We start from the raw sequence: 12,568 nt of genomic DNA, 5'->3' as shown, positions 1-12,568 counted from the left end.
CGCCCGTCAGTCGTCCAGCAGCGCGGCCAGGATGGTCCGCTGGGCCTTCCGGAGGTGCCCGTGGAGCGTCGGCGCGGCGAGGCCGAGCGACGACGCGACCTCCTCGGCGGTACTCTCGCGCGGCCACGCGAAGTAGCCCGCCCGGTAGGCCGCCTCCAGTGCCTCCCGCTGGCGGCCGGTGAGCGCGTCGAGCAGGCCGCCGGGGCGGCCGACGGTGGTCACCTCGCGGTCGCGCTCCCGGCGCGCGACGAGGGCCAGGTCCGGGAAGGTCTCCTGGACGGTCCCGATCAGGTCGCGCACGTCGGCGTCGACCGGCGCCTCGATGACGAGGTCGGCACCGTCGGGGCCCGCGACGACCGTCCGGACGGTCGCCCCGGCGGCCTCGACCGCGTGCAGCAGCGACGCCTCCCCGGCGAGCAGTTCGACCCGGCCGCCGTCAGCCGCGGTGACCGTCCGGGCGCGTTCGACGCGAGGGTCCGCCCCAGCGGCGGCGGCCACGTCGTCGGGGGGCGCCCCGTCGACCGCGCAGTAGACCACCCACGCCTCGCCCGACGGGACATACCCCTCCAGCTCCAGTTCACAGTCCGCCTCGGCGGCGACCGGGACGAGCACGCCGCCGTCGACCCGGAACTCCAGTTCGACGACGGCGTCGGCGAACAGGAGTTCACGGCTCCGGGCGGCATCTATCACGGTCCCGACGGTCCGTCCGAGCACGTCGAAGCCGTCCCGCTCGCGGGGCGTGAACGCGCCCTCGCGGGCCGCGTAGACGACGAGTACCCCGTAGACGGTCCCCTCGCTGCGGAGCGGGACGGCGGCCACGGACTCGAAGTCCCGCTCGCGTGCCACCGCCCGGTGCTCGAAATCGGGGGCGACAGCGTCGGCGACCTGTATCTCGCCGGTCCGGAGCGCCGCGCCAACCGGTTCGTCGGACGTCCCCCGCTCGTCCTCGTCGACGGTGTGTGTGACCGAGTCCAGGTAGCCGTCGCCCTCGCCGGCGGTCACGCGGGGGACGATCCGGTCGCCGTCGAGTTCTCGCTCGCCGACCCAGGCGAACCGGTAGCGGTCCGAGGCCACCAGCCGCTCGCAGACCCGGCGCTCGACGCCCCCCTGACTGGCCGTCCCGACCAGTTCCCGAACGGTCGCCAGCAGGACCTCGTTGATGCCGTCGAGAGTGGCCAGTTCGTCGCGCTGGCGCTTCAGCGCCCGCTCACGCTGTAGCCGGCCGGTGATGTCCCGGCCGATACCGACCCGGTAGCGTGCTCCGGTCTCCGGGTCCGTATAGGTCGACCCGTGGAGCTCGTGGGGGATGGACTCACCCTCCTTCGTCACGAGGTTCACCACGTTGTGTCGGTCCGGCACGTCGACGAACGCCGCCGGGTCCTCGGGCACCTCGTCGGACTCGGCAGGAACCAGGAAATCCGCCGGGTCGAGCGCCGCCAACTCGGCCTCGCTGTAGCCGAACCGGTCGCGCAGCGCCTCGTTCCAGAAGACCAGTGTTCCGTCCTCGTCGACCACGTACAGCACGTCGTCCAGCGCGTCGACGACGTTCTCGACGAACCGGCGCCCCTCCCAGGGGTCGCTCCAGGAACCGGCGGTGTCGGCGGAGGCGGGCTCGGTGGCTGACCGAACCCCGACAGCCCCCGGCGATGACTGCCGCTCGCCGGCCGGAGGACCATCGCGGCCGCCGGCTCGTTCCCCGTCCCGGCCGTCGGTCCGCGTCGGGGACGCCTCGACCAGCCACACGAGAGCACCCCGCTCGGTCGTCGACAACGTCAGGTCGGCCGGCATCCCGCCGTCGAGGCGGACCTCTCCGGTCCAGTCCGTCCCGTTCCGGGCCGGCGGGAGCGCCTCCGCCTCGATTCGGTCCGCCTCCGTCGACGGGAACAGCGACCGCCAGTGCTCGCCGACGAGGGCGTCGGCCTCGATCCCGACCGCCGCCGCCAGCTCCGGGGAGACGTGGACGAACCCCCCGTCTGCGTGGACACCAACCCCACCCGGTACCGCCGCCGCGAGATCGGCCCATCCGGGCCGGAATCGGCTCGCGTCGTCCATGTTCGGGACAGAAACGGGAAGTGGTAAACTCATTTGGGTCGCTACAGGGACGGCGACAGCGGGGCGACAGCGGGGCGACAGCGCCGGTGTACCTACGGCCGCGAGGGGCGCTGTCGTCTAGCTGCGGAGGAAGGCCTCGACCTCGGCGGCGACCAGGGCCGGGGCCTCCGAGGGGCCGCTGTGGCTGACGCCATCGAACTCGACGAGGCGGCTGTGTGGGAGCGCGTCGTGAACGGCGCGGGCGCTCTCCCGAAGGAAATCCGGGCCGTCCGTTCCGGACATGACGAGCACGGGCGCCTCGGCTGCGAGTCGGTCGGGAAGCCGGTACTGCTCGACGGCGCGGTTCATCCGGACGACCTCCTCGGCGAGGTCCACACAGCCCGGCCAGACGGGCCACGCCGACAGCCAGGCGTCGAGGTCGTCGATACCGTCCGGATGGAGGACCTGTTCGATGTAGCGTTTCACGGCCTCCCGGCGCTTCCCCTCGTCGAGCAGCGACTGCATCCGGGCCGAGAGGTCCGCCATCCGGCGGTAGTCCTCGGGCAGCACCGCCGGCTCGTACGCGAGGACGGCGGCGACGTCCGCGTCGGTCGCGGCCTCGACCGCGGTGAGTGCGCCGAACGAGTGCCCGAGGAGAATCGGGTCACCGTCGACCGCGGCGGCCAGTTCGCGAACGTACCGTGCTTCGCGGTCCAGTACCTCGCCAGGGCCGGTCTCCGAGGCGTCGTCGAGACACGTGCCGAAGCCCGGGCGCTGGGGGACGACGGCGGCGTACTCGTCGAAGTGGGGGATGACCGGCGTCCAGTAGTCGCGTGGAGCCATCCCACCGTGAAGGAGGAGGAGCGGCTGTCCGTCGCCGTGCCGTTCGTAGACGATGTCGGTACCATCAGGGGAGTGAGTCGACTGCATACACATCCGTGTCCGGGAGGGATGCGGCTAAGGCGCACTCTCAGTGGTTAGGCCATTGAAGTGGAGCAGGAACCGGGCAACGGGCGTCCCGGGCGGCAGTCCGGTAGCCCCATGGTTCCGGACCGGAACGAACGCGTATGGGGTTCGTCGCTGAGTTCGACATCCACTGCGAGGCGCTCCCACTCACCGACGTCGCGGCGGCCGTGTCCGACGCGACCCTGGTGCTGGAGTTGCAGTTCAATCACGGCGCGCGGCCGCTCTTCCTGCTGACGGCGACCGGCGGGAGCCGGCCGGCCATCGAGGCCGCCCTGACCGAGGCGTACGACGTCGACGAGTGGACGCTGGTGGGTGAGGCCGGCGAGACGCGGCGGTATCAGGTCGTCCCGGCGCTCAGCCTGGAGGAACAGCTCGGAGCCGATATCGCGGACCTCGACGACCTCGAGGCACTGGCGACGACCGACGCGATCATCGAGCGGATCGAGGTCACGCCCACCGGCTGGCAGCAGGCCGGCTGGTTCGCCGACCGCGCGGCGTTCGGCGCGTTCTCGTCGTTCTGGCAACGCAACGCCGGCTTCCGGCTGAACCGACTCACCCGGGACGGGGAGCCCGAGCCGCCCGGCGACGGGCTGACCGACCGGCAGCAGGAGGCGCTCCGGACGGCGTACGAACGCGGCTACTTCGACATCCCGCGGGGCGCGTCGCTCGAGGCGGTCGCGGCCGAACTCGACATCACCGCGGCCTCGCTCTCGGAGCGGTTGCGTCGCGCACAGACCCAGCTCATCGAGGAGACGCTGGCGACGACGTGGCCGCCCCTCCCAGACTGACCGGGGCCATCCGACCGGACCGAGCGGCCGTCGGCCCGGTGCCGGATTCGAATCGGCGTAATCTTCTTCCTGTCGCACGTGGGACTCCCGGGCGATGTCCACCTCGAACCAGGTGCGGCAGGCGGCCATCGCGCACGCCGAGAACGTGATGTACGACAGCGCCGAGGCCGAGGTGGTCGCGACGCGGGACGTCTCGAAGGGGACGCGGGCGGGACTCCACGTGCACCCGAAGGGAGCCAGCGTGAAGGGGGCGGTCCTCGGGGTGCTCCTGGGGCTGCTGGTGGGAGTCGTGCTGGGGCTCGTCCTGGTCATCGTCGTGCCATCGCTTGCGGTGCCGGTGATGCTCGCCGCCGTGGTCGCGGGCGGGTACGTCGGGGCGACGCGGTTCCACTCGACCAGGTACGCCACCGTCACCGTCGCCCCGAACGGCGATATCGTGCTGGAGAACCGCGACTGTCCGAAGGCCGACTTCGACCAGCTGATCGGGCGACAGCAGAGCGCCGATGCACAGGGTGCCTACCACCAGTCGTACGGTCGGACGAAGGGGAAACTGGACGCGAAGATGCAGCAGCGCTTCCTGGAGCGGATGCTCCCCGTGGACACGAGCGGCGACCCGTCGTACTCCAGCCCGGACCAGTGTCCCAGCTGTCAGGAGCGGGACACGGGACTGGGCTCGCTGTTCACCGAGCAGACCGAGGGCGTCTACCAGTGTGGCAACTGCGGCCACCTCGTGGACCTCCGGCCGAACGACTGAGGCGCCCTCCTCCAGCGGCTCACTCCAGGTCGGCCGCCCGCTCGGCGAGTTCCTCCTCGAGCGCGTCCGCCAGTCGCGAGGGCTCGTCCAGCAGCCCGGCGTCGGCGGCCACGCCGACCCGGATGCTGCCGTCGTAACTGAAGATGGAGAGCGACAGCCCCTGGTCGTTCGCCTCGGGTGCCCAGACCAGCACGTCGGACACCTCGCTCCCGGCGAACTCGAGCGTGTTCATCGGTCCCGGGACGTTGGTGACGACGCCAGTGGCGGCGTCCTCGAACTGGTCGAGCACCCAGTCCTGCACGACGCCGGGAGCCCGGCCGACGAACTCGAACAGGAGGTAGACCAGCACGCCCTCGATCATCGCGCGCTCGCGGTCCATCCGCTCGTGGACGATGTCGATGCGCTCGCCGAAGTCGGCGGTGTGGACCGGGATGGGCAGGAAGATGAGCCCGAAGTAGTTGCCCAGCGACTCCGTCCGTTCGGTCATCGGCTTCAGGTTCACCGGCACCGAACTCCGGAGTTCGAGGTCCTCGACATCCTCACCCCGCTCCACGAGCAGGCGCCGGAACGCACCCGCCGTCGCCGCCAGCATCACGTCGTTGACGGTGGCGTCGTGCTCCTCACCGAGGGCCTTCACCAGGTCGATATCGATGGCGTCGGTCCAGGCCGCCCGTTTGGTGGTCCGCAGTTCCCCCCGGAGCGAGGTCTCCGGTTCGTCGGGCCGGGTCAGCAGGTCGACCGCGACCCCGACCGCGCGCGCGGCGGTCCCGGCTGCGCTCACCGTCGACCGAGCACGGTCGAGGAGGCCGGCGGCGTCACCGTCCCCGACCTCGGTGTCAGCATCGGCGCCGGTGCCCGACCGGGTCGCCCCGGGTCCGTTCCCGTCGGCCGCCTCGTCCGCCTCGACGACCGCCTCGATGCCATCGAAGGGGAACTCGACGGCACTCGGGTCATCGACCAGCCCCAGCATCACCGAGAGCAGTGCGAAGCCGTCGGCGACCGAGTGGTTGATGCGGAAGATCACGGCGTTCCCGTCGCCGACGCCCTCGACGAGGAACGCCTCCCAGAGCGGGCGGTCCTCGTCGAGCGGGCGACTCATCAGTCCGCCGACGAACCGCTCGAGGGCGGCCTTGTCCTGTGGTTCGGGCAGCGCGACGTGCGTGACATGCGTATCGATGTCGAGGCCCGGAGAGAACTCCCACTCCGGCCGACGGAACCGGCGGTGGCCGCCGTGGACACGCTGGCGGAACCGGTCGAACCGGAGGAGGCGCTCGTCGAGGCGCTCGACGAGCTCCTCGTAGGTCACCCGCTCCTCGAAGACGAGCATCCCGGTGATGTTTGTCAGGTTCTCGATACGGCCCATCTGGAGCCAGGCGTTGTCCGGCCCCGACAGGGGCTCGCGCTCGCCGCTCATCGTCCAGCCCCCGTGAACCATCCCGGGAGCCGGTCACGCGTCGCGATTCGGCCGTCCCACCGGCGGCGTCGCTGTCGCATGGGACCGAGGTTTACGCCCAGTGGTATCAATCACCCGGGCCGGACGGGCCGTCGGTCCACAGTCCTCGGCCATCGCGGACGAGGCGTGTGCGAACGAACCTACGCCAGCTGCGACCGGACGGCCGCGACCGCCTCGAACGGGTCGATGCGGCCGGACGGGTCCGTACACCAGACGCGGTCGCCGTCGACGCTCACGCAGAAGCAGTCCTCGGTGGAGGGTGAACAGGAGACCTCGACGTCGTGTCGCTGGCCGAGCCAGTCCGCGAGAACCCGGCGGGTCGTGGTGGCCTCGCCGCCGAGGCGGCGCGGCGCAGCGTACTCGATCTCTACCTGAGCCATGAACACCCCCTACCTCTCCCCGTTTGATAAAGCGTCGGGCGTGCGCGAACGTTGCCGGGCGAGCGGCGACCAGCGGCTCGGACCGCCTCGTCGACCGGCCCACGGCCCCGTCGCGGTCGCCGGCGTTGTCGCCGGCGGCCAGTCGTCACCTCCCTCCACCGGCGGCAGCTACTTCCCCGGAGCGGCCGGGGCGGAGGTATGACACGGTCCGATAGAGACGAGGACCCCTACCGCCCCTTCACCGTCCCCGACGAACCGCGCGCCTTCCGCTACGACGGGGAGGTCCGCCCCGGCGAGAAGCGCCAGTTCCGCTACGAGGTGAGCGAGACCTACCTCGGTGACCCCGTGGCCGTCCCCGTCACGGTCATCAACGGCCACAATCCGGGGCCACGCCTCCTCTGTACGGCGGCCATCCACGGCGACGAACTCAACGGCGTGAAGGTGTGCCAGGAACTCGCCCGGGCGTACGACCCCACGGACATCGCGGGCACGCTCGTCCTGCTCCACGTCGTCAACGTCCCCGGCTTCCAGGCCCAGCAGCGCTACATCCCCATCTACGACCTGGACATGAACCGCGCGTTCCCCGGCGGGAGCGCGAACACGGCCTCGCGGATGGCCCGCGAACTCTGGGACGCGTTCGTCTCCCGCTGTGACGCCTGCCTCGACTTCCACACCTCCACCCGCAACCGGACGACGATGTACCACACCCGGGCAGACACGGCGAACCCGGCGGTGGACGGGCTGGCGCGCGCGTTCGGCGCGAACGTCATCATCGGCGGCCCGGGCGACGACGGTTCGCTCCGCAAGGCCGCCACGGACGCGGGCATCCCCACCGTCACCGTCGAGATGGGCAAGGCCCACCGCTTCCAGCCGGTCCTCGTCGAGAAGGCCGTCGACGGCGTCGAGAACGTCATGCGGTCGTACGGGATGTGCGAGGGGCCTGTCGCGTGGCCGGGATGGTTCCAGATCGCCACGAGCGGCGAGAAGGCCTGGCTCCGCGCCGAGGAGGGCGGCCTCGTCGACATGCACTGGGGCCCGTACCCGCTCGTGCGCGCGGGCGATACCATCTGTACCGTCAGCGACCAGTTCGGCGACGAGGAGCGCGTCGTCGAGGCGCCGTTCACCGGCCTCCTCGTCGGCGTGCTGGAGAACCCGGTCGCGCTGCCGGGCCACCCGCTCTGTCACCTCGCGCGCGTGGCCGAGGCGACCGCCGACGAGATCGAAGCCGAAATCGAACGCGGCGAGTTCGACGGCTACCGCGCCAACGGCACCGTCTGGCGCGACGGCGACGACGACTGAGGACGGGAGCGCGGACTGGACACCGTCACCGGGCGCCCCGCCTCACTCGTCGGTCGGGTCCTCGCGGTCCCGGGTCCAGGCCTCGCTCCGGTACTTCTCGTCGGCGAGGTCGCGGGCGGCCTCGCGCTCCTCGTCGGTCCACTCGTCGTCGACGAACCCGTCGCGCTCGATGCCACACCACGCCGCGAGGCTGTCCTCGAGGGTCCGGACCGCACGGTCCCGTTCGAGGTTGAGACTGTCCATCATCCCGACGTGCTGGGAGTCGACCGGCGTGTCCCGCTCCGTGTTCGCGCTCTCGTTCAGTCCGGCCACCCGCTCGCGGAACGTCTCGGCGTCGACCGGCGGGTCCGCGAAACAGGAGAGGTGGCGCTCGGCGCCCACCTCGAAACTGATGGAGCCGTGCTGGACCACCGCGTCACGGGTGCGGTACTGGGCGTTGCCCGCGAGCTTCTTCCCGTCGATGACGATGTCGTGGGCCGGGTCGATACCCCGGAGATAACAGGACGGCTCGTACAGCGACTCGGCGGGCTCGTCGGCGAACGTCGCTGGCACACCCAGCTCCTCGAACGCCGCGAACAGCGGCTCGCAGAACAGTTCGTACGTCTCCTCCAGGTTCCCCGGGACCACGTCGGCGGGCGCGATGATGGAGTAGGCGATGTCGCCGTGGGTGTCGTGGTAGATGCCGCCGCCGCCGGTCGGCCGACGGACCACGTCGATACCGTTCGACCGGCAGAACTCCCAGTCCACGGTGTCGGGGTCCTGTCCGTAGCCCAGCGAGAGACACGAGGGGAGCCACTGGTAGAGCCGGACGGTTCCCAGTCCCTCCTCGGCCGCGGTCCGTGCGGCGATCTCGTCGTGGGCCATCGCGCTCGCCCCCCCGACGACCTCCTCGCGGATGAGCCGCCAGTCGGCGTCCGTGATGCTCATGGCCCCGCGTAGCGGCGGCGCGGGGATAGCGGTTGCGACGAGCTTTTTCACGCCTCGGGTTTGCTCGCGCGCCCTTCGGGCGCGCTGTGCGAACCACTCGGCGTCGTGGAATCGCGAAGCGGTTCCACGGGCAATCAGAGCGCTTCGCGTTCTGATGACGCCGAAACCTGTTCAGAAAACAGGCCGACCTCCGGCCCCTTCGGGGTCTCCGGTCGGTGAAACCGCACTCGCTTCGTCATCGGACGACGTCCGATTGCAAGCGGGACGGAGTCCCGCCCTGCTCGCGCGGTATGCAAGAACAGTGCTGCTGCTCACTCCTCGCGCTCCCCGTACACCAGCGTCTCCGACAGCGTCACCGTCTCGGAGTCGCCACCCAGCAGCCCGCCGGTCGAGAACGGGACCTCGACGGTGACCGCAGCGAGTTCGTCCCCGGCTTCGACCGCAGCGCCGGCGTACGTCGAGCGGAAGGCGTAGCGCTCGCGGACGTCACCGTCGTCGCTGGCACGGCGGACCTGCCACTCGCCGGACTCGGAGTTGCCGGTGTTCTGCAGGTAGACCTCGGGGTCGTCGGTGTCCGCGTAGCGAACGTTCGTCTCGCTCCCGGTGACCACCGTGTCCGTCCCGGGGATGGACTGGGACCACGCCTGTGTCACGTCGGTCCCCGCGTGACGCCAGTCGCTGTCGTCGCACCCGCGCGCGCCGGGGCGGACCTCGATGACGGTCGCCGTCTGGAGGTCGCCGTCCGGCAGTTCGTAGGCCACGTTGCGGACCTCGACATCGCCGCGGGGACAGCCGATTCGCTCGGCGGTCGTCCGCGCCACGACCGACCCATCCTCCGGCCGGAGGTCACGGTGCTCCGCGACGTTGGCGGCCGACCCCTCGGGGCCGGTGAGCGCCGAACAGCCGGCGATCGCGGTCGCGGCAGCGGTGCCGCTGGCGGCGAGCAGCGAGCGTCGAGAGGGCATACGCGGGACTGGCGACGCGCCCGGGATAAGCCATGGGTTCGACCGGAAACGGGGGGCGGCAGGGCGGCGAGGCCCGAGGGAGCGGCCTCAGCCCGCGGCGACCCGCTCGGCGCGCACGCGGCGTACATAGTCGGTGAAGTTGTCGAACAGGCGCTTCGTCTCCGCCGCGCGGGCGTAGTTCTCGTCGGTGATGCCGTCCAGCACCGACTGGATGCGCTCGTCGGGCAGGTCCTTCGTGAGCGTCACCGCCTCGGCCATCGTCTGGTCGTACTCGGGGTGGGCCTGCACACCGACGACGTGGCCCAGCCGGAAGCCGTGGTTGCCGTAGTCGTTGGTGGCGATGACCTCGGCACCCGGCGGCACCTCGGCCACCGTATCCGAATGCGTGGTGAACACGAGGAACTCCTCGTCGAGCCCCTCGAACAGCGGGTCCGGGTCGTCGTGGTCCGCACGCTCGACCTCCCGGTAGCCGAGTTCGTACTCGCCCATGTCCGCCACCTCGCCGCCGAGCGCGTGCGCGAGCAGCTGGTGACCGAAGCAGATGCCGAGCGCGGGCAGGCCCCGGTCGACGGCCTCGCGAATCCACTCCGAGATGGGGTCGACCCACTCCTGCTCGGAGTCCCAGTAGACCGACACCGCCGAGCCCGTCACGACGAAGCCGTCGAACTCGTAGCCCCGCGGCAGTTGCCCGTCGTTGACCTGGAACTCCGCGAGGTCGGCGTCCAGCTCGCGACGGAAGTTCTGACTCGTCGCGCGCTCGCTCGTCGAGGCGTTCAACAACGCCAGCCGCAGCCGCTCGTCGCCCGTGTCGTCCGCGGTCACGGCCGCACGTTACCCATCGGCAGGGGTATGCGTTTCGGCACAGCACGTGGCGGAGCCACAACACCGCACCCGCGACCGTAGTCGGATATTATATCTATTCGGCCATTATCGACATAACCAAAGGAATTGTCGGATTATACAGCCACTACACCGAGAATTCGAACAGGTCGTCGCCGACGTGATGCAGCGAGTCGACGACCTTCCCGCTGTCACCGGCCATCTCGTCGCCGGGCACGTCGGCCCGCCCGACCGCCAGCACCTTCCCGTGGGTCTCCTCGGCGATGACGACGAGGTCGCCGGGGTCGATGGCGTCGTCGGCCTCGACGATGCCGGGGCGCATCACGTTCGCGCCGTCGGAGACGAACGAGACAGCGCCCGCGTCGACGGTGACGATGCGCGATTCGGGCGGGAACCGGTTGGCGCCCTGTACGGTCAGGAACGGCTCCTCGTCGTAGAAGGCGACCGCCGGCTCTCCGTCGACGAGCACGACACGGCGGTCGTCGTCGACGAACTCGACATCCTCCCAGGCGTCGCCCTCGACGGTGACGCCGAGGCGGTCCGCGATGTGGTCGACGATCTCGTCGATCTCGTCACCCCGGAGATGGTGGCGTGACTTCACGTCCATGCCCCACGCTCGGCACGGGACCCCGATAAATGTGGCAGTCCCGCGCCGACGGCAGTGTCCCACTGCCAGGCGCGAAAACGGGAGAAACGGGGCGTCGGAGAGAGCCGGGAGCCGAGATACCGAGACGGGCGTAGCGCCCGTCCGTTCGCTACTCGCTACCGCTGGCGGCGGGCGAACAGGGCCGCACCGACGAGTGCGACCACCGCGATGCCGGCGCCGAAGCCGGGCTGGCCACCGCTCTCGGTGGCGTTGGCACCGCCCTCGTCGTCGCTACCGCCGTCGGTCGCGGTGGACCCCTCGCTGGTGTCCGCATCCGCGTCCTGCATCGAGACCTCGCGGGCGGAGAAGTGGTTGATACCGACCACCACGTCCGTCGAGGCCTGCGCGCTGCTCGAAGACCGGACGAGATACTTCGAGGTCTCGCCGCCGTTCGCGGCGCTCTCGACCGCCGCGTACGACGAGGCCTCGACCGCCGCCTCACCGTCGACGTAGACCTCGGCGTTCTCCGCGTTCTCGAAGGCGGCCTCCGAGACGCTCATGATGACGACCTTCCCTTCGCTCTCGGCCCGCTCGACCGTCGCGTTGAACGTGCCGGCGGCGTTCTCGGTCACCTCGACCGTCGTGTCCTCGCTGTAGCGGACGACGTCGGCACTGTGCTCTTTGGCCTCCTCGCTGGGCTCCTCGGTCGGCGTCGCCGTTGCCGTCGCGGTGTCCGTCGGCGTGCTGTCGCCGTCGTCGCCGGCGTCGCTCGCGGCGTCACCGGCAGCCTGCACGTACACCTCGGCGACCGCGGTGCCGTTCTCGATCATGCGCTCCTGCTGCTTCTCCGAGTCGTTGCGCTCGCCCTCGTACTGCCGGTAGACGACACGGCCGTCCTCGGCAGTCCGGGCCGTGACGTTGCCGCTGTCCGAGACGGTCACGTTACCCTCGCCGACGACGATGACCGTCGCGGTGGTGCCGTCCTCCTTCGTGACGACGGCGCGCTTCTCGGACTCCTGGGCCGCGCTGGAGTCGCTGGTGGTGTTGAACCGGGCGACGTGGCTCTCGCCGTTCGCCTTCACGACCACGATACCGCGGTCGTTGTCGTGGGCGACGAGCTCCGCGCCGCTCTCGGACTGGATGGTGGCGCTCGTGCTGGCGTCGGCGCTGAACGTGCTCGCGACGTCCAGGCCCGCACCGGCGAAGGCCGACCCCGAGACGCTGACCCCGAGCCCACCGCTGGCCCCGGACCGCGCCTCGGACGTGGACTGGACGCTCAGCCGGTCGACGACCGTCTTCCCGTTGACCGTGTAGTCCACGACCGCGCTGTCAGCCGTCTCGAACGAGACGTACGTACCGCTCTGTACATCGCCGGACGCCTGCTGACCGGCCGCATCCGTCGTCGCGGCGGCCGCCATCGGCGCCCCAACGGCGGAGACGACCAGTGTGGCCGCGACCACGAGTGCTTTCCAGTTCATGACAGCCAGCCGTTTCGTCGTTCCATGTATAAGCTTGCTGGCTATTCTTGCGAACGTATATCACTCCCCAATGCAGCCATAAGCGGGCCTTTGAAGTGCTA

General features: G+C 70.5%; 12 protein-coding genes. 3 read left to right on the top strand and 9 right to left on the bottom strand.

The genetic code is table 11. The features are described from left to right. Positions 1-6 precede the first annotated feature (6 nt). Together NL114_RS08100 and NL114_RS08095 are read right to left on the bottom strand one after the other, a co-directional pair. Positions 7-2,052: a bacterio-opsin activator domain-containing protein gene (locus tag NL114_RS08100; RefSeq protein WP_254824284.1), complete on the bottom strand. Its 2,046-nt coding sequence runs from the start codon at positions 2,050-2,052 to the stop codon at positions 7-9. Positions 2,053-2,169: 117 nt separating this feature from the next. Continuing rightward, the gene (locus NL114_RS08095; RefSeq protein ID WP_254824283.1) at positions 2,170-2,961 is read right to left on the bottom strand and encodes an alpha/beta fold hydrolase; all 792 of its coding nucleotides are present in this window, start codon (positions 2,959-2,961) and stop codon (positions 2,170-2,172) included. 137 nt (positions 2,962-3,098) lie between these two features. Here NL114_RS08095 and NL114_RS08090 point away from each other — a divergent pair, with 137 nt between their 5' ends. Both NL114_RS08090 and NL114_RS08085 read left to right on the top strand, forming a co-directional pair. Further along, positions 3,099-3,785, top strand: a complete 687-nt coding sequence (locus NL114_RS08090; RefSeq protein ID WP_254824282.1) for a helix-turn-helix domain-containing protein — start codon at positions 3,099-3,101, stop codon at positions 3,783-3,785. Between the two features lie 94 nt (positions 3,786-3,879). Further along, a complete protein-coding gene (locus tag NL114_RS08085) occupies positions 3,880-4,539 on the top strand; it encodes a hypothetical protein (protein ID WP_254824281.1) in 660 nt (219 codons plus the stop codon). Positions 4,540-4,558: 19 nt separating this feature from the next. On the opposite strand, the gene NL114_RS08080 is transcribed toward NL114_RS08085, so the two are convergent. Both NL114_RS08080 and NL114_RS08075 read right to left on the bottom strand, forming a co-directional pair. Then, positions 4,559-5,953 carry a wax ester/triacylglycerol synthase family O-acyltransferase gene (locus NL114_RS08080; protein ID WP_254824280.1) on the bottom strand — a complete coding sequence of 465 codons (1,395 nt, stop codon included), beginning with the start codon at positions 5,951-5,953 and terminating at the stop codon, positions 4,559-4,561. Between the two features lie 179 nt (positions 5,954-6,132). After that, a complete protein-coding gene (locus NL114_RS08075; RefSeq protein ID WP_254824279.1) occupies positions 6,133-6,372 on the bottom strand; it encodes a hypothetical protein in 240 nt (79 codons plus the stop codon). Positions 6,373-6,570: 198 nt separating this feature from the next. Here NL114_RS08075 and NL114_RS08070 point away from each other — a divergent pair, with 198 nt between their 5' ends. Beyond that, positions 6,571-7,671 carry a succinylglutamate desuccinylase/aspartoacylase family protein gene (locus tag NL114_RS08070; RefSeq protein WP_254824278.1) on the top strand — a complete coding sequence of 367 codons (1,101 nt, stop codon included), beginning with the start codon at positions 6,571-6,573 and terminating at the stop codon, positions 7,669-7,671. Positions 7,672-7,713: 42 nt separating this feature from the next. Here the strand turns inward: NL114_RS08070 and NL114_RS08065 are convergent, their stop codons facing one another. From NL114_RS08065 to NL114_RS08045, 5 genes are all read right to left on the bottom strand, one after another. Next, on the bottom strand, positions 7,714-8,598 hold the full coding sequence (locus NL114_RS08065; protein ID WP_254824277.1) for a lipoate--protein ligase family protein: 885 nt from the start codon (positions 8,596-8,598) through the stop codon (positions 7,714-7,716). A gap of 311 nt (positions 8,599-8,909) precedes the next feature. Then, positions 8,910-9,563 (bottom strand): hypothetical protein, encoded by a 654-nt coding sequence (locus tag NL114_RS08060; RefSeq protein ID WP_254824276.1) that lies wholly within the window; start codon positions 9,561-9,563, stop codon positions 8,910-8,912. 87 nt (positions 9,564-9,650) lie between these two features. Then, the gene (locus tag NL114_RS08055) at positions 9,651-10,385 is read right to left on the bottom strand and encodes a type 1 glutamine amidotransferase (RefSeq protein ID WP_254824275.1); all 735 of its coding nucleotides are present in this window, start codon (positions 10,383-10,385) and stop codon (positions 9,651-9,653) included. A 145-nt stretch (positions 10,386-10,530) separates the two neighbouring features. Further along, entirely contained in the window at positions 10,531-11,010 is a 480-nt protein-coding gene (locus NL114_RS08050; RefSeq protein ID WP_254824274.1) for an RNA-binding protein, read from the bottom strand. Between the two features lie 155 nt (positions 11,011-11,165). Further along, positions 11,166-12,467 (bottom strand): PGF-CTERM sorting domain-containing protein, encoded by a 1,302-nt coding sequence (locus NL114_RS08045; RefSeq protein ID WP_254824273.1) that lies wholly within the window; start codon positions 12,465-12,467, stop codon positions 11,166-11,168. Positions 12,468-12,568: the final 101 nt, after the last annotated feature.

It is taken from the genome of Haloglomus halophilum (assembly GCF_024298885.1).
GTDB lineage: Archaea > Halobacteriota > Halobacteria > Halobacteriales > Haloarculaceae > Haloglomus > Haloglomus halophilum.
This window is presented reverse-complemented; position numbering and strand designations above follow the sequence as displayed.

What these genes read in the sequence shown, in the direction of transcription:
- NL114_RS08100 (WP_254824284.1), bottom strand. Translation starts at nt 2,052, where the DNA reads ATGGACGACGCGAGCCGATTCCGGCCCGGATGGGCCGATCTCGCGGCG.
- NL114_RS08095 (WP_254824283.1), bottom strand. Translation starts at nt 2,961, where the DNA reads ATGCAGTCGACTCACTCCCCTGATGGTACCGACATCGTCTACGAACGG.
- NL114_RS08090 (WP_254824282.1), top strand. Translation starts at nt 3,099, where the DNA reads ATGGGGTTCGTCGCTGAGTTCGACATCCACTGCGAGGCGCTCCCACTC.
- NL114_RS08085 (WP_254824281.1), top strand. Translation starts at nt 3,880, where the DNA reads ATGTCCACCTCGAACCAGGTGCGGCAGGCGGCCATCGCGCACGCCGAG.
- NL114_RS08080 (WP_254824280.1), bottom strand. Translation starts at nt 5,953, where the DNA reads ATGAGCGGCGAGCGCGAGCCCCTGTCGGGGCCGGACAACGCCTGGCTC.
- NL114_RS08075 (WP_254824279.1), bottom strand. Translation starts at nt 6,372, where the DNA reads ATGGCTCAGGTAGAGATCGAGTACGCTGCGCCGCGCCGCCTCGGCGGC.
- NL114_RS08070 (WP_254824278.1), top strand. Translation starts at nt 6,571, where the DNA reads ATGACACGGTCCGATAGAGACGAGGACCCCTACCGCCCCTTCACCGTC.
- NL114_RS08065 (WP_254824277.1), bottom strand. Translation starts at nt 8,598, where the DNA reads ATGAGCATCACGGACGCCGACTGGCGGCTCATCCGCGAGGAGGTCGTC.
- NL114_RS08060 (WP_254824276.1), bottom strand. Translation starts at nt 9,563, where the DNA reads ATGCCCTCTCGACGCTCGCTGCTCGCCGCCAGCGGCACCGCTGCCGCG.
- NL114_RS08050 (WP_254824274.1), bottom strand. Translation starts at nt 11,010, where the DNA reads ATGGACGTGAAGTCACGCCACCATCTCCGGGGTGACGAGATCGACGAG.
- NL114_RS08045 (WP_254824273.1), bottom strand. Translation starts at nt 12,467, where the DNA reads ATGAACTGGAAAGCACTCGTGGTCGCGGCCACACTGGTCGTCTCCGCC.